The organism is Candidatus Methylomicrobium oryzae, assembly GCF_016745425.1.
In the GTDB taxonomy this organism is placed as follows: domain Bacteria; phylum Pseudomonadota; class Gammaproteobacteria; order Methylococcales; family Methylomonadaceae; genus Methylomicrobium; species Methylomicrobium oryzae.
Genome location: NZ_JAERVK010000002.1, coordinates 60,291 through 77,797, shown reverse-complemented (window position 1 = coordinate 77,797; position 17,507 = coordinate 60,291). Strand labels below are relative to the sequence as shown.

The 17,507-nt window shown below is 54.0% G+C and carries 19 protein-coding genes and 1 pseudogene; 16 read left to right on the top strand and 4 right to left on the bottom strand.

All coding sequences use genetic code 11. The features are described 5' to 3' along the window. Positions 1-76: 76 nt before the first annotated feature. Genes JJL52_RS02410 through JJL52_RS02400 form a run of 3 tightly spaced genes read right to left on the bottom strand, consistent with a single transcriptional unit; the run spans position 77 to position 3,226 of the window. Positions 77-1,888 carry a tetratricopeptide repeat protein gene (locus JJL52_RS02410; RefSeq protein ID WP_202050799.1) on the bottom strand — a complete coding sequence of 604 codons (1,812 nt, stop codon included), beginning with the start codon at positions 1,886-1,888 and terminating at the stop codon, positions 77-79. Further along, on the bottom strand, positions 1,881-2,231 hold the full coding sequence (locus JJL52_RS02405) for an EamA family transporter (protein WP_202050797.1): 351 nt from the start codon (positions 2,229-2,231) through the stop codon (positions 1,881-1,883). The genes JJL52_RS02410 and JJL52_RS02405 overlap by 8 nt, the downstream gene beginning before the upstream one ends. A gap of 32 nt (positions 2,232-2,263) precedes the next feature. Further along, entirely contained in the window at positions 2,264-3,226 is a 963-nt protein-coding gene (locus tag JJL52_RS02400) for a glycosyltransferase family 2 protein (RefSeq protein WP_202050796.1), read from the bottom strand. Positions 3,227-3,842: 616 nt separating this feature from the next. On the opposite strand from JJL52_RS02400, the pseudogene JJL52_RS21195 reads away from it, so the two are divergent. From JJL52_RS21195 to purD, 13 genes and pseudogenes are all read left to right on the top strand, one after another. Beyond that, a pseudogene (locus tag JJL52_RS21195) lies at positions 3,843-3,981 on the top strand (IS982 family transposase); the annotation flags it as partial. 190 nt (positions 3,982-4,171) lie between these two features. Next, positions 4,172-4,618, top strand: a complete 447-nt coding sequence (gene aroQ / locus JJL52_RS02390) for a type II 3-dehydroquinate dehydratase (protein WP_202050794.1) — start codon at positions 4,172-4,174, stop codon at positions 4,616-4,618. Between the two features lie 2 nt (positions 4,619-4,620). Further along, complete coding sequence (gene accB, locus JJL52_RS02385) at positions 4,621-5,067, top strand: acetyl-CoA carboxylase biotin carboxyl carrier protein (protein WP_202050793.1); 447 nt, start codon at positions 4,621-4,623, stop codon at positions 5,065-5,067. An 11-nt stretch (positions 5,068-5,078) separates the two neighbouring features. Continuing rightward, positions 5,079-6,422 carry an acetyl-CoA carboxylase biotin carboxylase subunit gene (gene accC / locus JJL52_RS02380; RefSeq protein WP_202050792.1) on the top strand — a complete coding sequence of 448 codons (1,344 nt, stop codon included), beginning with the start codon at positions 5,079-5,081 and terminating at the stop codon, positions 6,420-6,422. 132 nt (positions 6,423-6,554) lie between these two features. Then, positions 6,555-7,433 (top strand): 50S ribosomal protein L11 methyltransferase, encoded by an 879-nt coding sequence (prmA, locus tag JJL52_RS02375; RefSeq protein ID WP_202050791.1) that lies wholly within the window; start codon positions 6,555-6,557, stop codon positions 7,431-7,433. A 6-nt stretch (positions 7,434-7,439) separates the two neighbouring features. Beyond that, positions 7,440-8,093: a zinc-ribbon and DUF3426 domain-containing protein gene (locus JJL52_RS02370; protein WP_202051036.1), complete on the top strand. Its 654-nt coding sequence runs from the start codon at positions 7,440-7,442 to the stop codon at positions 8,091-8,093. Positions 8,094-8,096: 3 nt separating this feature from the next. Next, positions 8,097-9,293 carry a class I SAM-dependent rRNA methyltransferase gene (locus JJL52_RS02365; RefSeq protein WP_202050790.1) on the top strand — a complete coding sequence of 399 codons (1,197 nt, stop codon included), beginning with the start codon at positions 8,097-8,099 and terminating at the stop codon, positions 9,291-9,293. An 18-nt stretch (positions 9,294-9,311) separates the two neighbouring features. After that, positions 9,312-9,506: a metal-binding protein gene (locus tag JJL52_RS02360; RefSeq protein ID WP_202050789.1), complete on the top strand. Its 195-nt coding sequence runs from the start codon at positions 9,312-9,314 to the stop codon at positions 9,504-9,506. Between the two features lie 2 nt (positions 9,507-9,508). Continuing rightward, positions 9,509-10,066, top strand: a complete 558-nt coding sequence (locus JJL52_RS02355) for a hypothetical protein (protein ID WP_202050788.1) — start codon at positions 9,509-9,511, stop codon at positions 10,064-10,066. A gap of 214 nt (positions 10,067-10,280) precedes the next feature. After that, the gene (gene dusB / locus JJL52_RS02350) at positions 10,281-11,249 is read left to right on the top strand and encodes a tRNA dihydrouridine synthase DusB (RefSeq protein WP_202050787.1); all 969 of its coding nucleotides are present in this window, start codon (positions 10,281-10,283) and stop codon (positions 11,247-11,249) included. Positions 11,250-11,346: 97 nt separating this feature from the next. Beyond that, positions 11,347-11,595: a helix-turn-helix domain-containing protein gene (locus tag JJL52_RS02345; protein WP_036303809.1), complete on the top strand. Its 249-nt coding sequence runs from the start codon at positions 11,347-11,349 to the stop codon at positions 11,593-11,595. Between the two features lie 46 nt (positions 11,596-11,641). Further along, positions 11,642-13,201, top strand: a complete 1,560-nt coding sequence (gene purH / locus JJL52_RS02340; RefSeq protein WP_202050785.1) for a bifunctional phosphoribosylaminoimidazolecarboxamide formyltransferase/IMP cyclohydrolase — start codon at positions 11,642-11,644, stop codon at positions 13,199-13,201. A gap of 198 nt (positions 13,202-13,399) precedes the next feature. Then, a complete protein-coding gene (gene purD, locus JJL52_RS02335) occupies positions 13,400-14,683 on the top strand; it encodes a phosphoribosylamine--glycine ligase (RefSeq protein ID WP_202050784.1) in 1,284 nt (427 codons plus the stop codon). 336 nt (positions 14,684-15,019) lie between these two features. On the opposite strand, the gene JJL52_RS02330 is transcribed toward purD, so the two are convergent. Beyond that, on the bottom strand, positions 15,020-15,427 hold the full coding sequence (locus JJL52_RS02330) for an SRPBCC family protein (RefSeq protein ID WP_202050783.1): 408 nt from the start codon (positions 15,425-15,427) through the stop codon (positions 15,020-15,022). A 387-nt stretch (positions 15,428-15,814) separates the two neighbouring features. Here JJL52_RS02330 and JJL52_RS21190 point away from each other — a divergent pair, with 387 nt between their 5' ends. From JJL52_RS21190 to JJL52_RS02320, 3 genes are read left to right on the top strand one after another with little or no spacing between them, the layout of a single operon-like run. Next, the gene (locus tag JJL52_RS21190) at positions 15,815-15,994 is read left to right on the top strand and encodes an XdhC family protein (RefSeq protein ID WP_236994001.1); all 180 of its coding nucleotides are present in this window, start codon (positions 15,815-15,817) and stop codon (positions 15,992-15,994) included. Then, positions 15,952-16,905, top strand: coding sequence for an XdhC family protein (locus JJL52_RS02325; protein ID WP_236994000.1), 954 nt, complete (start codon positions 15,952-15,954; stop codon positions 16,903-16,905). The genes JJL52_RS21190 and JJL52_RS02325 overlap by 43 nt, the downstream gene beginning before the upstream one ends. Beyond that, on the top strand, positions 16,898-17,506 hold the full coding sequence (locus tag JJL52_RS02320) for a nucleotidyltransferase family protein (protein ID WP_202050782.1): 609 nt from the start codon (positions 16,898-16,900) through the stop codon (positions 17,504-17,506). Before JJL52_RS02325 ends, JJL52_RS02320 begins: the two co-directional genes overlap by 8 nt. Position 17,507: the final 1 nt, after the last annotated feature.

Here is a 17,507-nt window from a genome sequence, read left to right as displayed (position 1 = left end):
TTCGATTAAAAACCTGTCCCATTGGACCCGTAACTCGCCAAGTGGTAATTCTTTACTTCAAGATTAGAAAACTCGACTAACGCGATGAGATCATTTTTTTTGCCCACTTCAAGTTATTCTTGGCAAGTTGAAAGTCCGCTTTTAGTTCAATTGCTTTCATACAGGCAGCGATTGCATCATTCCATCTTTTCAATCCGTTATTAACGCTACAAATATTATTGTATGCCTCAGCGGAATCAGGCTGGATTTCAAGCACTTTTTTGCTGGCTTCGAGGCTCTCAAGAAATTTTCCCGCTCGATACAGTGCAAAACTTTCATTAAGTAACAGGCGGGCATTCAGTACCTGTTGGGAACCGTTTTTGGTAACAACCGTACTGCCGATTGGACAGAGATAAGCGGAGCTTCTATCGACTATATTAAACTCGGACAGCGTCGGTCCCGTTAAGAGGATTCCGATAGGCGACATATGCACAACACAGTATATTTTGCCCCGTTCGAAATTGGGCCACCATTGAGATGCACCCCAAGCCCGGGCGGTTGTTCGATAGTCTATTTTTTCGAGCCGGTAATGCATCCGATTTTCCGAAAACATATAGCCATACAGAGCGATTACAGTTATCAAGAAAAAAGGCGCAACTTTGGGTAATTTATTCTTGAATGCCGGGAATAGCATTCCGATTGCCGCAGCCCAGCACAGTGGAATAAATAAATAATAGCGCAGTTCGTGGGATTGCGGCAGAAAAGCTAAAAAACAGAGTACGGCGAGTATTGACAGACTTGCAATTAACCCCGATTTTCGATCATATGCGAAAAGCATTCCGATAGTCGTGAAGAGATAAAAAATGACTCCAACACACCAAAAACCCCCACTCCGATAAGCAATCCATGCATTGCCCTGATCAATAATCCAACGTGGCCTATGATTGTAGCGAATAGGGTGCCCAATTTCGAATAATGAATGGATAAATAATTTAAATTGGCCGGAATGCTTTAAAGGCGGTGGTCTTTGCTCAAGATTATTATCGGCTATTACTGTGTAGGGAAATAATTCAGTTAATACCGGCATGCGTACAGGCCAGAAGGGATTTCCATAGAAAGCTAGATTTTTAATATAAGGAGCCGCCGCCAGGAGAGTTGCCCCAAAGACCAAGATTAAAGACCGCTTCGAGCTTATATCTCTGAGCCTGTAGCTTGAGCATAAACTCAAAAGTGTAAAAAAAAATACGGCTATCGCGACGATAGGAGTTAATTGGTATTTGGACCAAGCAGCGCCGATAAGGCCGAGTAAACCGCATAGCAGTATTTTTTGTGACGATTTTTCAGGAAATAAATAAATATAAAGGCAGGAGCTTAAGCCGATGGCTAGCAAAGAATTTCCGAATAGATCTACATAGCTCGAAGCAGCGTGAATGATAACCAGGGGGGCTGTTAAGGCGATGAGGGATACCAGCCACAAGCGTGCCTGCAGGACGAAATGGCAATAGAGAAGAAAAGTTAAGAACGCTAAATAGTTGACGATGCCGGTTGCATTGACCGAACCCGTAAGCCGCCAGAATATGCCTTGAACGATATGGGGAAGCGGAGGAAACCCCAAATAATAGTTTTGCATCGTATCGCTCATGCTATATGGCAAGTTCAACCCGCCCCGAAGCGATGAGAATGGCAAATGATATAAAAGAGCATCCCATCGAGTATCGAGCCGTATAGCGGCTCTAATTGCCAAATCCGCTAAAGCCAGAAAGGCAATGATGATGCAGGTCTTGGTCAATATCGGATTTAATTTTTCAACAAAAGAATTAAATGTCCGGCTAATGCCATTCCATTTTTCTTTTTTGATAAAAGTATCACCTGACAAAATTCCATTCAGTATGGCCGTCATTTTATTCATATACGGAAACCCAGACTCCTGCGCCTATCAGGGAGGCGCCGATGAAAGTATTCCAGCTTAGTTTTTCATTCAACAGGAAATGGGCGAGAATAGGTACAATGAAAAAAGCCATTGATACAAAAGGGTAAGCGATACGTAATGGCGTAATTTTTAAAACAAGCAGCCACATGGTCGTGGCCAAGAAATATATGATCAGGGCACAAATAAGTTTTATATTTGATAGGCTGTTTAAAAAGCCGACCACTGAAAGTTCAAATTCGCTTGCAGCCATTTTGAACAAGATTTGACCCGTAGAAATCGCCACTACCGTTAAAATGATGAAATTGAGCTGTGATAAGGGCATGGAAAGTCCTGAATTATTTAATATGAAATTTGTTATTTACGATGAATAGGGCGCTTCGGCACTGAAGCAATATCATATGCTAAAAAAGCTAAAATGAATTGAAGGCCAATAATTACGGGCATCGCTGAAAGCATAACCGTTCCTGCCGGTGTTATTTTTCCTGCATGAAACGAAGCAATCCAATGATAACTTCCATAAAGAATCCCGAAGCAGAGCATCAATAGTCCTAAAGGGAGTTCAATCGATGCAATCGACATATCCCTTAGATAGTAGTTATAAAAAATCCTTTTTCCGAAATTACGGGCATGTTTAAAAAGAAACTCTCCCATAATATGGGATATTTTCAAATTGCTGACTTCATCGCCATATTTTGCGTCCATCGGTACATCAACCACTACCGCGCGTAGAGTATTAAGCCGAAATAGCATATCGGTTTCAAAAAAATAACGACGACTTATTTTTTCTAATGGAAGACATTTAACAACATCTTTATGAATAGCCGTATAGCCGTTTGTCGGGTCAAACAGATCCCAATAGCCCGATGAGAGTTTTGTTATCAATGACAGCGCAGCATTGCCGAATAAACGTATATTGGGCATGGCCCGAATCTTTTCCAGATTGAAGAAGCGATTTCCTTTCGTATAATCAGCTTCCCCGGCAATAATCGGAGCCACAAAATCCGGTATAAGATTTGGGTCCATTTGCCCATCACCGTCTACCTTCACAATAATCTCCATTCCGTCAGTTACAGCTGATTTATATCCCTCTATTACCGCTCCGCCAACACCTTGATTTTTATTATTGTAGATAAGTTTAATACGTTCATCTTTACAGTTCTCTTTAATAAAGGCGCCGGAACCGGATGGGCAACAATCGTCGATTATATAAATTTTACTGACTTCTGGGCCGATCTGAGCAATAACGTTCAGAATATGATTTTTCACATTGTAGCAGGGTATTACTACACCGATTTTAGGTTTTGCACTCTTTATCATTTTTCTTAAGCTGTTTTTGCGGGTTTCAAGTTTATACTGGAATTAATGGATAAATCTGCGCTCTTTACAATTCTAATTCAGCATTCTGTCACCCATCGAAGTTAGAATAAAGTTTAGGGAGTTGAGCCGTCTATCCGTGGGGGCAAACTGCCAGCGGGTTTTCACTTGGGCCTGGTTACGGCGCTAGCTCCAGGTAGTGATATGTCGGACCCGATCAGTCCGTTCATCGCGCGGCCAGGGCGTTCCAATTCGATTCCAGTTTTATCGAGCCGATTGCTCTCTGCTTTGAGGTGTAGTGAATTTCCATACGCTCCGCGATCCGTCGGGCTTCCGCCGGTGCGAAAGTATTTTACATGCGGGCAATCGACTGAGTGTTGGTAAGGCTGCTGATAAACTTCCAGGACATCCTCAGTATTAGAATAGACTTCATACTATCTTCTTCGAATGTTTTCGATTCAATCTGAGACGCATCGTTTACTTTCTAATTGTCAATGTCCATTTTGGATGTCTGAGATTAAAAAGATTACGTGTAATTCTAGATGACGACCTGAGCTCGGGGATAACAAAATGCCGGGCGATCACACTTTTTTCGTGTAAAATTCTGTTTTGACAAATAAAATTGAAAAATCCGTATCAGGCCGAGCATACTCGTCACCGTTCCGTTGCCAACTTCGCCGTGAATCTGATGGCCGGCGTCATGGCTTATCGTTTGGGGATAATAAACCTCGCTCGCCTTCGTCAAAGTCAATCTGTTGCTTTTCAGAAGGCAATTTTCCAACAGTTGCAGGTCAATGGGCTGGGCAATGACTCGTTCATTGATTGGTAGCCAAAGTTCAGCGTAATGACGCTATCTTCCCGGAAAATTAATATATTTAGATTAAACTCTGCAAATCGCGCTGAAATTGTGGGATAATTTCCGCCGTTTTTCATTAGCAGGCTGCATTTATGGCAACGATTGCCGTTCTGAACGGGCCAAATCTAAATTTATTGGGAATCCGCGAGCCCGGTCACTACGGCAACAAGACGCTGGACGATATCCGGCGAACTTTGGCCGAAATGGCCGAAGGGTTCCAGCACCGGTTGGTTTTTCATCAGACCAACGCCGAACACGAAATCGTCGGGCAGGTGCATCAGGCCTATCACGATGGGGTGGATTTCATCATCATCAATCCTGCCGCATTTACGCATACCAGCGTCGCGCTGCGCGACGCCCTGCTCGCGACCCGGATTCCGTTCATCGAGGTGCATTTGTCGAATGTGCACGCGCGTGAACCGTTTAGAAAGCATTCTTACTTTTCGGATATCGCCAAAGGCGTGATTTCCGGATTGGGAGCCACAGGATACGAACTGGCCTTACGGGCTGCACATCAGATATTAGCCGAGAGACATTAATCATGGATATTAGAAAAATAAAAAAACTGATTGAGATTATCGAAGAATCGGGCATCGCCGAAATCGAGATTAAGGAGGGCGAGGAATTCGTCCGGATCAGCCGCTATTCCGCTGCGCCTGCGCCGGTCGCCTATGTGCCGCAACCCGCTGCGCCCGCGCCGGCTGCTCCTGCCGCGGCCGCTCCCGCCGCTGCAGCCGCCGAAGAAGTCATCACCGGCCATATCGTGAAGTCGCCGATGGTCGGCACCTTTTACCGTTCCGCCTCGCCCGGCGCGAAACCGTTTACCGACGTCGGTCAGAAAGTGCAGGCGGGCGACACGCTCTGCATCATCGAGGCGATGAAGATCCTCAACCAGATCGAAGCGGACAAAAGCGGCACGATTACCAAGATCCTGGTCGAGAACGCCGAGCCTGTCGAATACGGCCAGCCTCTGTTTGTGATCGAATAACGGAGCGCCTTATGTTCGACAAAATTGTGATCGCCAACCGCGGCGAAATCGCGCTGCGCATTTTGCGCGCCTGCCGGGAGCTCGGCGTGAAGGTTGTCGCGGTGCATTCCGAGGCAGACCGAAATCTGAAGCATGTGCGTCTGGCCGACGAGTCGGTCTGCATCGGTCCTGCGCCGTCGATCGACAGCTATCTGAACATTCCCGCGATCATCAGCGCGGCCGAAGTGACCGATGCCGAGGCGATTCATCCGGGCTACGGTTTTCTGGCCGAAAACGCCGATTTTTCGGAAAAGGTCAAACAGAGCGGCTTCGTGTTCATCGGTCCGAATGCGGATACGATCCGCATGATGGGGGACAAGATTTCCGCAAAGAAAGCGATGATCGCGGCGGGCATTCCGTGCGTACCGGGCAACGGCGATCCCTTGCCGGACGATCCCGAGAAGAATTTGAAGCTTGCGCGGGAGATCGGCTATCCGGTCATCATCAAGGCGGCCGGAGGCGGCGGCGGACGCGGCATGCGTACCGTGCATACCGAAGCGGCTTTGGTGAACGCGATCAATATGACCAAGGCGGAAGCCGCCAGTGCCTTCGGTAATCCGACGGTCTATATGGAAAAATTCCTTGAAGATCCGCGCCATATAGAATTTCAGGTAATCGCCGACTCGCATGGCAATGCAATTCACTTGGGCGAGCGCGACTGCTCGATGCAGCGCCGCCACCAGAAAGTCGTCGAAGAGGCGCCCGCGCCCGGCATTACCGAGGAACAGCGGCGACAAATTGGCGAGCGTTGTGCAAAAGCCTGCATCGACATTGGGTATCTGGGAGCCGGCACGTTCGAATTCCTCTATGAAAAAGGCGAGTTCTATTTCATTGAGATGAACACGCGGGTGCAGGTCGAGCATCCGGTCACCGAAATGGTCACCGGTTTCGACATCGTAAAGGAGCAATTGCGGATTGCGGCCGGCGAACGCTTGTCGATTACGCAGGATCAGGTCAAGATGACCGGCCATGCGATCGAGTGCCGCCTGAATGCGGAAGATCCGAGAACGTTCATGCCGTGCCCCGGCACGATCGAGCAATTCCACATGCCGGGCGGTCCCGGCATCCGCTGCGAAACGCACATCTATAACGGTTATAAAGTGCCGCCGTATTACGATTCGATGATCGGCAAGCTGATTGCGCATGGCGAAGACCGCAAAAGCGCAATTGCGCGGATGAATACCGCGCTCAGCGAAATCATCATCGAAGGCATCAAGACCAATATTCCGCTGCAGCAGGAAATCATGAGCGACAGCGCGTTCGCGGCCGGCGGGCAGAATATCCATTATCTGGAAAAGAAGCTCGGGCTCTATTAATCTATCTTCGTTCCCACGCAAAGCGTGGGAACGCCGACCGCACCGCTCCAGCGGTAGCGGTGCGTGATGTAGACATTCTAGGCTTGCCCCGCTCGAAGGGTGGAGTCTTCAATTTATTTCACTGATCTCCGCATGGCCTGGCAACAAATTACCGTAATTACCGACGAACGAACCGCCCCCGAAGTCGCCGAACTGTTCGATGATCTCGGCGCGGTATCGGTGACCTATATGGACGCCGAGGACGAGCCGGTCTACGAACCCGCGATCGGTGAAACCAAGATCTGGAGCAATACGCAGGTGATTGCGCTGTACGAACTGGATGCGGATCTCGACGGCGTGAGCGAACGCGTGCATAAAGCCTTCGGTACGGACCGGCTGCGCGATTGGCGGCAGGAGTTGATCGAGGATCAGGTGTGGGAGCGCGCCTGGATGGAGTATTACCATCCGATGAAATTCGGCGACAAACTTTGGGTTTGCCCGACCGGTCAGGAACAACACGAGCCTGGCACCGTCTGCATGTTGCTCGATCCCGGTCTGGCGTTCGGCACCGGCACTCACCCGACCACCGCGCTCTGCCTGGCATGGCTGGCCGAGCACGATCCGGCCGGCAAGACGGTGATCGATTACGGCTGCGGCTCGGGGATTCTTGCGGTTGCCGCGGTGCTGCTCGGTGCGAAAGAGGCGCATGCGGTGGATATCGATCCGCAGGCACTGACCGCAACGTTAAGTAACGCCGAGAAAAATGCGGTGCAGGACAGGATCAAGGTCTATTTGCCGGAACAACTGCCGAAGATGCAGGCCGACATTGTGTTGGCCAACATCCTCGCGAAGCCTTTGTGCGAGCTCAGCGGGCGGATTTCCGACCTGGTCAAGCCGGGCGGGGCGCTGGTGCTGTCCGGTATTCTGGCCGAGCAAACCGGGCAGGTCGCGGACGCCTACCGGTCCTGCATCGATCTGAACACTCCGGCGCAGCAGGAAGACTGGATTCGTCTGGACGGACTGAAGCGATAAGCCGCGATGTTTACCCGCTGCCCCGAATGTCTGACGACGCAGGCGATTACCCCGGAAGCGCTGCGCAGCGGCCGGGGCATGGTGCGCTGCAGTCGCTGCGCTGCGGTGTTCGATGCACTGGCGACCTTGGCCGAGACCGAAACGCAGGCGGTTACCGATATCCCGCCCAACGATGAGCCGTGGGCCGAAAAAAAAACGCGCAGCCCGCGGGTGTGGCGCTTCGGAGTTTTTACCGGCATCGCCCTGCTGATTGCGCAAGGCATCTATTTCGAAGGCGGCCGCACTTTGCAAAACCCAAAATTGCGTACGGCCCTGGAAAACCTTTGCGGTGCCTTGCATTGCAGATTGCCCGATTATCGAAATTTGGCCGAACTCAGCATCCTGCACAATTCGTTCAGCGAGCTGCCGAACCGGCATTATGCGTTCAAGCTGGTGCTGAACAACGAGGCGGCATTTTCGATGCGCTATCCGGCCATCGGCCTGACCCTGCTCTCTTACGGCGGCCAGCCGTTTGCATACCGGCTGTTTCAGCCGGGCGAATATCTTGCCGGGCAGCCGGAAAGTGCGCAATTGGCCGCGAACAGCGCGGCCGAAATCAGTTTTGAAATCGCCCCGACGCAAACCAAGGTCGGCGGTTTTCATTTCGATCTCAGTTATTAAGACATGGACATCCCCGAACTTTTTCTCAAGAAAAACGAAGACAAGCGCCTCCGGCTCGGGCACTTGTGGATATTCAGCAATGAAGTCGACATCAAACGCTCGCCGCTGAACCGCTTTGCGCCCGGCGACCTGGCGCAGGTGGCCGCGCATGACGGCAAGCCGCTCGGCACCGCGTATGTGAACCCGAATGCGCTGATTTGCGCGCGCCTGTTGTCGCGCAAGCCGAATCTGAAATGCGGGCCGAATTTCTTCAAGGACCGGATCGGCACTGCGCTGGCAAAGCGCGAGAAAGTGTTCGATAAACCCTATTACCGGCTGGTGTTCGGCGAGAGCGACGGGTTGCCGGGACTTGTCATCGATCGTTTTGGCGAAGTCTTGTCCGTACAGATCACTACGGCCGGGATCGAACAACGCAAGGAGGCCTTGCTGGCCGCGCTGGTCGACTTGCTGAATCCGGCCGCGATCGTGCTGAAAAACGACAACAGCCAGCGCCAGCTCGAAGGCTTGCCGATGGAATCGGCCGTGGCCTACGGTGCATTGCCCGATTCCCTGATCATCGAAGAAAACGGCGCCAACTTCCGGGTCGACATCCTGGGCGGCCAGAAAACCGGCTGGTTTTACGACCACCGGATGAGCCGGGCGGAACTGGCCCGGATCGCGAAGGGACAGCGGATTTTGGATTTGTTTTCGTACACCGGCGCCTGGTCGATTCCGGCGGCGCGGGCCGGTGCGCTCGAAGTGACCTGCGTGGACGGCTCCGAAGCGGCGCTGCAGCTGGCGCGCGAAAATGCCGCCCTGAACGGCGTTGAAGACAGGATGCGGTTCGCGCACAGCGACGTGTTCGATTTTTTGAAACAGGCGCGCCAGGAGCGCCGGCTCTATGATATGATCGTGCTCGACCCGCCCGCGCTGATCAAACGCAAGAAGGATTACCAGCAAGGTTACGAGGCCTATCGGCGATTGAATCATCTGGCGCTGCAGGTACTTGCAAAAAACGGCCTATTGATTTCGGCCTCCTGCTCGTTCCATCTGAGCCGCGAAGATCTGCACGAAATCCTGCGTTCGTCCGGACGTCATATCGACCGGCATCTGACTTTTATCGCCCAGGGCGGCCAGGGGCCCGATCATCCGATCGATCCCGCGATTCCGGAGACTCAGTATTTGAAAACCTTTTTCTGTTCGGTTTCGTCCGCTTTATAAAGTCATTGAGGCATCTTGATGACCAAGGTAGAATATCGCGACTTTTGCGTTCTCTGCGGCCAGCCTGTTGAAATCGAAGGCTTTACGTTGCAAACTCCCGAAGGGATGTTGAAGTTTTGCTGCGCCGGCTGCCTGAGCATCTATCAACTGCTTAACGATAGCAACACGGTATCGACAAGCACATCAACCAATAAAAACGAGGATAAAGAATAACAATGAAAGCTTGTGAATCATGTTCCGGCCGCGCCGAGATCGGCAAATATCATAAACAGGTTCCGGTCTGGCGCCGGGCGATCGGCCTCGTGTTCGTGTATCTGCCGATCGTGACTTTGCCGTTCGTATTCCTGAGCGCCTACATGGTTTATTTTCATTTGCACCTGATCGGCGGCCGCAACATCAAGCCTTTCTCGGCGTTTCTGCCCGCCAAGGACAGCCACCGCTATAACCTGAAAAGCCAGATCACGATGGACGGCTCGTTCAAGGCCAGCCTGTCGCAGTCGAAGCTGTACTGGATTCTGAATTGCACTTGGTATTGCCCGGTCAGCGTCGCGGTGTTCGAATGGCACGCCTACATGGTCAAGATCGTCGAAAACTGGTGGTGCCCTTTCACTCACGAAAAGAAGGAAGGCTACAGCAATGCGAAGATCGACCAGTCTTTCTGGCATATTTATCCTGAAGACCGCGTCAAACTGAACAAAGAAGACCTCGAGAATCCGATTTGGAATGAAGAAGCCGAGGCGGCCAAAAAGGCGGCGACCGGCTCATCCGTCTGATTGAGTTCAGGTCCGGCCGATAATGGGCCGGCCAATCAGGGAGCGGTGCCCGGAGGCAGCCGCTTCCGGAATCGAATTTTAGATACCGGCAGGTTTTTTGCCGTATCCCGACCTACAGGCGCAGCTGCCCGCATCGCAGGGACGCTGCGCACTAGCTTGATTATCCACCGCTGCCGCGGGTTTTACTTTCTGTTTTTTGTTTGTGTGGAACCCGATGCGGATAGGTCCTTACCAACTCGCTAATAATCTGGTTTTGGCGCCGATGGCGGGTATTACCGACCGTCCGTTTCGCGAAATCTGTAAGCGATTCGGCGCGGGGCTGACCGTTTCGGAAATGACCGCATCCAATCCGGCCTTGCGCCTGCATGCCCGGACGCTGCTGAAATCGGACGGCTTCGGCGAAAGCAACGTTCGATCGGTGCAGATACTCGGCACCGAACCCGCACAAATGGCGGACGCGGCAAGATTCAATGTCGACCGTGGCGCCCATATCATCGATATCAACATGGGCTGTCCCGCCAAGAAGGTCTGTTCGGTGGCGGCCGGCTCCGCGCTGCTGAAAGACGAAAAGCGGGTCGGCAGAATTCTCGATGCGGTGGTTGCTGCCGTCGAGGTGCCGGTCACCCTGAAGATCCGGACCGGCTGGGATGTGCAAAACCGGAATGCAGTCGCGATTGCGCGGATTGCCGAAAGCGCCGGCATCGCGGCAGTGACCGTACACGGGCGCACCCGTGCCTGCAAGTTCAACGGCGAGGCGGAATATGACACGATTGCGGCGGTCAAGCAGGCTGTCCGGATGCCGGTGATCGCCAACGGCGATATCGACAGCCCCGAAAAGGCCCGGTTCGTGCTCGATAGAACAGGTGCCGACGGCCTCATGATCGGCCGCGCCGCCTGCGGCAATCCCTGGATATTCGAACAGATCCTGCGCTTTTTCGAGAGCGGCGAGAAGCGCTGGGAGCCGTCTGCCGCGGCAATTAAGGACACGATCGTCTCGCACCTCGAGCAATTGTACGATTTCTACGGCGAGTCGACCGGCGTTAGAATCGCCCGCAAACACATCGGCTGGTATTTGGGGCCTTTCGGCTCGATTGGCCGGGATATCCTGCAAAGGATCAATACCGCCACCCAATCCGCAGAGCAGCTGCGCTTGGTGCATCTGGCGCTGGATTTTTTAACGTAACCGTCGGGTTGAACATTTTATGGAAACATCCGATAACTCCCCCACAGACAGTTTTGACCGCGGACCCAGCGGTCAGCTAGAAAAAAGAGAAACTCACTTGGATCCCAACGCTACGCACTCGATTCCCTTGTCGGCGCACGTCAAGCAGGCCATCGACCTGTACTTCGCACAGATGAAAGATCACGACGTCGCCAATCTTTATGCGATCGTCATGAACGAAATCGAAAAACCTTTGCTCGAGTCGGCTTTGCGCCATTGCGGCTATAACCAGACCAAAGCCGCGAAGGCGCTGGGCCTGAGCCGCAGCACGCTGCGCAAAAAGCTGGAACAATACGGTTTGTCCTGATCCGAAATTTTTTACTCCCCGATTTTTTCCACCTTTTCAATTACCCATGAATAAAACGATCAAACGCGCGCTGGTCAGCGTTTCCGATAAGACCGGAATCGTCGATTTCTGCCGCGAACTCAGCGAGCTCGGCATCGCCATCCTGTCCACCGGCGGCACCGCCAAGACCTTGGCGGAAAACAAGATTCCGGTGACCGACGTTTCCGAGCATACCGGTTTCCCGGAGATGATGGACGGCCGCGTGAAGACGCTGCATCCGAAGATTCACGGCGGTATTTTGGGCCGGCGCGGGATAGACGACCCAGTGATGGCCGCGCATGGGATCGAGCCGATTGATCTGGTTGTGGTCAACTTGTACCCGTTCGAGCAGACGATCAGCAAGCCGGACTGCGATCTCGAAACCGCCATCGAAAACATCGATATCGGCGGGCCGACGATGATCCGCGCCGCCGCGAAAAACTATAACGATGTCGCGGTCGTGGTCGATCCGGCCGATTACGCTTCGGTGCTGGCCGAACTGAAAGATCAGCATAACAGCCTAAGTCTCGCGACCCGCTTCAAACTATCGTTAACCAGTTTCGCGCATACTGCGCGCTACGACACCGCGATCGCGACTTATCTGGCCAAGATCAACGAACAGCCGTTTCCCGACACGCTGAATTTGCAGTTTTATCTGAAAGAAACGATGCGCTACGGCGAGAATCCGCACCAAGCCGCGGCGTTTTACCAGGAAAAAAATCCGCCTGCCGGCACGATCGCGGCAGCGATGCAACTGCAAGGCAAGGCGCTGTCCTATAACAACATCGCCGATGCGGATGCGGCGCTCGAGTGTGTGAAGTCGTTCGACCAACAGCCGACCTGCGTGATCGTGAAGCATGCGAATCCGTGCGGCGTCGCCGAAGCCGATTCGCTGCTCGCGGCCTATGACCGAGCCTATGCGACCGATCCGACCTCGGCGTTCGGCGGGATCATCGCCTTCAACCGCGAGCTCGACGAAGCCACCGCGGCCGAAATCGTCAAGCGCCAGTTCGTCGAGGTGATCATCGCGCCGACGGTCAGTCCGGCAGCGCGGAACGTGCTCGCGGCGAAGCAGAACGTGCGCGTGCTCGAATCCGGCGCCTGGCAAAGCGTCGACACGCCCGGTTTCGACTTCAAGCGCGTCGCGGGCGGCCTCTTGGTGCAGAACCGGGACAACGGTCGGATCGGCGTGCACGACATCCAGGTCGTCAGCAAGCGCGCGCCGACCGCCGAAGAGCTCGGCGATCTGCTGTTCGTTTGGAAAGTCGCCAAATTCGTCAAATCGAATGCGATCGTTTACGGCAAAGACCGGCAGACGATCGGGATCGGCGCGGGACAGATGAGCCGGGTCTATTCGGCGAAAATCGCCGGGATCAAGGCGGCCGACGAAGGATTGGTGGTGCCCGGCTCGGTTATGGCCTCGGATGCGTTCTTCCCATTTCGGGACGGCATCGATGCAGCTGCCAAGGCCGGCATTACCGCGGTCATTCACCCCGGCGGCTCGATCCGCGACGAAGAAGTGATCGCCGCGGCCGACGAGCATGGCATGGCGATGGTCTTTACCGGCATGCGCCACTTCAGGCATTAATCGATAAAATGTAGGGTGGGTTCGACGCGCTGTGCTCTTTATCTTCTGAGTTAGGCAGAGTTTTCCGCGCGTCGAACCCGCCTGGCAACCTGGTGGGTTACGGCGCGCGACCATAATAGATGCTATCCAAGTGCGCACCGTATAATCCACCCTACATTTTTTCTCTTCTACCGTTTATAACTTTTCTTGCTGAACATTATGCAGATTCTCATCGTCGGCAGCGGCGGCCGTGAACACGCCCTGGCCTGGAAGGCCAAACAATCTCCGAAAGCCGAAAAAGTCTTCGTCGCGCCCGGCAACGCGGGTACAGCGCTGGAGCCCGGCATCGAAAACGTTGCGATTGCGGTCGACGACATTTCAGGCTTGCTCGACTTCGCGAAACAACACGCGATCGGCCTGACCATCGTCGGTCCCGAAGTGCCTCTGGTGCTGGGGATCGTCGATCGCTTTCGGGAAGCCGGCCTCAAATGTTTCGGTCCGACCGCCGCAGCCGCGCAACTCGAAGGCTCGAAAAGCTTCTGCAAGGATTTCATGGTCCGCCACCAGATTCCGACCGCCGCCTACCAGACTTTCACCGATAAGGATCGCGCCATCGCCTACATTAGAGAGCAGGGTGCGCCGATCGTGGTAAAAGCTGACGGGCTTGCGGCCGGCAAAGGCGTGATTGTCGCGCAGACCGAAGCCGAAGCGGTCGCCGCCGTCGAAGACATGCTGTCCGGCAATGTGTTCGGCGAAGCCGGCAGCCGGGCCGTGATCGAAGAGTTTCTGCAGGGCGAGGAAGCCAGCTTCATCGTGATGGCCGACGGCAGCCATGCGCTCGCGATGGCCACCTCGCAGGACCACAAGGCCCGCGACGACGGCGACAAAGGGCCGAACACCGGCGGCATGGGCGCCTATTCGCCTGCGCCGGTTGTGACGCCCGAAATTCACCGGCGCGTGATGAACGAGGTGATCGAGCCGACCCTGAAAGGGATGGCCGAAGACGGGCTGCCGTACACCGGCTTTTTGTATGCGGGGCTGATGATCGCGCTCGACGGTTCGATCAAGGTGCTCGAATACAACTGCCGCTTCGGCGACCCCGAAACCCAGCCGATCATGATGCGGATGAAGAGCGACTTGGTCGAACTTTGCGAGACGGCGCTGGAAGGCAGGCTTGATCAAGTCACGAGCGAGTGGGACAAGCGCGCCGCGCTCGGCGTGGTGATGGCGGCCGGCGGTTATCCCGACGCTTATCAGAAAGGTGCAGTGATCAAAGGCCTTGTGGCCTCGGAAAGCAAGGACATGAAAGTTTTCCATGCCGGCACCGTACGATCCGGCAAAGGTATCCTCACCGCGGGCGGCCGCGTGCTCTGCGCCTGCGCGCTCGGCGATACGATCGCCGAAGCCCAGAACAAGGCCTACCGCCTGGTGCGCAACATCGATTGGGAAAACGTGTATTACCGGACCGATATCGGCTTTAAGGCAATCGGCCGGAATTTGTAAGTTTGATCGGGTGGAAGTAACGGGATTGCGCCCGTTACCTCTCCCACACCACCGGACATGCGGTTTGCCGCATCCGGCGGTTGAACCCGGCGACTCAGGCGGTGGCGGAATCTGATGGCCTCCACAACCCGTAAGATGCGCTATGTTGTAGGATGTGCCGAGGCACGAGGCGCATCGATTGCAATGTGACGCGAATGATGCGCTTCCCTTCGTTCAGCACATCCTACGCGCTGCCTAATGTTCAAGATCAACGGAAACGCCCTTGGGCGCATTCGAAAGCCTGGGAAACCGTAGCATTTTAACTATTGTCTTGGGAATATATTGCCCCACGAGAAACTACCTGCTTGCCTCGACATGGCGAGCGAAGTTGTTAAGAATGGCCTGCCACCCTTCTCGCTGTTGCTCGATAGAGTGAGTTGGTTCGCTGTCGAACGTTACATTTAATTTAACGCCTTCCGGACTATCGGCGAACTCGACGTGCGCTGCGCGATCGCCGAAGGAATACTCGATCAATTTGTGCTTCACGATATTCGTATAAGTGCCAGAGAAATCAAACCCCATACTGCCGTCTTTCGCCTCCATTCGCGAGGAGAAGGTACCGCCAACGCGTAAATCCACCGTGGCAGCTGTCGTGTGCCAGTCATCGGACGCAGCATTCCACTGTTTGATGTCCTCGGACGTCGTATATGCACGCCACACTTCCTCAATAGGTGCAGCTACGAAGGTTGCAACGGTAATTTTCATGGTGTGCCTCTTTTTAATTGCAGCTGATCAGATTTAAAAAATCTCTAACATAAATGTTAGAGCGTTCTAAAGTCAACAGGAAAATCTAAATCTCAATTTCATAAGCATTTAAACCTTAGCATGCAGAGAGAAGCCTAAAATTTTGCGGATAAATAAACTCGTAAGATGCGCCAAGTGTAGGATGTGCCGAGGAACGAGGCGCATCGATCGAGATATGGTATGGCGCGTGTTAACCTGCCGGTTTCGATCAACCTCGATCTCGCAAAGCTCCATCGAAGCCACTCGCTGTCGGCTTATACAACTAGACGATTATCCGTTCAAGGTGGATAATCGCCGTCGTTTACGGAATAATCAACGGATGTTTTTAATTATTCTTTTCTTAGTCGCATGGCCAATCATCTAATCGATGTTTTTCGAGCTATCTCCGTACATGCCGAGGATTGGGTATTAGCTACGGTCATCGAAACGCAGGGTTCTACCTATCGGAAAGCCGGCGCGAAGATGCTGATTTCGAGAGAAGGCGAATGCGTGGGCCTGTTGAGCGGGGCTGCCTGGAGAGCGACCTAAAGGAGCATGCGGAGCGGATTTTTGCCGACGGCCGGGCCGGGACCGTGTTTTACGACATGCGCTCGCCGGGCGATATCGTCTGGGGACTCGGGCTCGGCTGCAACGGCGCGGTCAGGGTCATGCTGCAGTTGTTGAAAGCGGCGGAGGGTTTCCATCCCCTGGACGCGCTGGCCGAAGCCGTGGAAAATGATCGGCAGGGCGTATTGATGACCGTGGTCGAATCGGCTCACGAACGGTTTCCCGTCGGCCGGTCGGAATTTGTGAGCCCGGACGCGTTCGAAGACGATCAGCTGCGTTGGCCCGGCAAAATAATCGTTGCGGCGCGTCGGGCTATAGCGGCCGACAAACCCCATAGCGAGTTGCACCGCGTGGAAGGGCACGATATCGCCGTCTTTTATGATCCAATTCGTCCTTTGCCGCGCCTCTTGATCGTCGGGGCGGGCGCCGATGCGGTTCCCCTTGTAAATAGTGCGTTGGCGCTGGGCTGGCGGGTCACGATCGCCGATTACCGGCCGGCCCATATCAAACCGGCACGCTTCCCCACTGCCGCAAGCCTTGTTTACAGCCCGCCGCAAACATTGGCCGAAAAGCTGCCGCTGGATCGTTTCGAGGCATTGGTGATGATGACGCACAATTTCGAATATGACGCCCGCTATTTGAAGGTCATTGCGGACAGCCGGATTCCTTTCATCGGCCTTTTGGGACCGGAAGCGCGGAAAAGCCGGCTGCTCGACAGCCTTGGCGACAAGGCTTCAAAAATCGAAGCGCGCGTGTTCGGGCCGGTCGGTCTGGATATCGGCGCGGAAACGCCGGAAGAAATCGCGCTTTCAATCATGGCAGGGATAGTGGCGGCACAGAACCGGCGGCATGGCGGTCAGTTGGCGCGGCAGCAGGCTTTTGCCGATGGCTGAACCCTATTCGAACGTCTACGCGCTAATCCTTGCGGCAGGCGGTTCCACCCGGATGGGCCAGCCCAAGCAATTGCTGCGCTGGCAGGGCCGCAGCCTGCTCGAACGGGCGATCGAGAGCGCCTGCAGGGTTTTGCCGGAGCGGGTCTTCGTGGTAGTGGGCGCGCATGAGCTGCAGATTCGCGCGGCGATTAATCTGGATATGGTCGCAACGGTACGGAATCCCGACTGGCAAGCAGGCATTGCCTCGTCGATCAGATGCGGAATCAACGCTTTGCCGGCTTCGGCCGAGGCGGTGCTGCTGATGCTCTGCGACCAGCCGCTGGTTGGTTCAACGCATTTGGCGGCGCTGCTGAACGCCAGGCGTAATGAACCCGACCTGATCATTGTCAGTCAATACCATCTATCCTGCGGGGTGCCGGTCTTATTTCCGGCCGCCTATTTCGAGCGGCTCAGGTCGTTGACCGGCGATAAGGGCGCCAAACCGCTATTGCGGGAATTCGAGCCGCGCGTGCTGAAGATTCCGCTTGCCGAAGCCGGGCTCGATATCGATACGCCAGGCGATTTTGAACAATTAACCGGACAGGCATGGGCCGAGGAGTAAT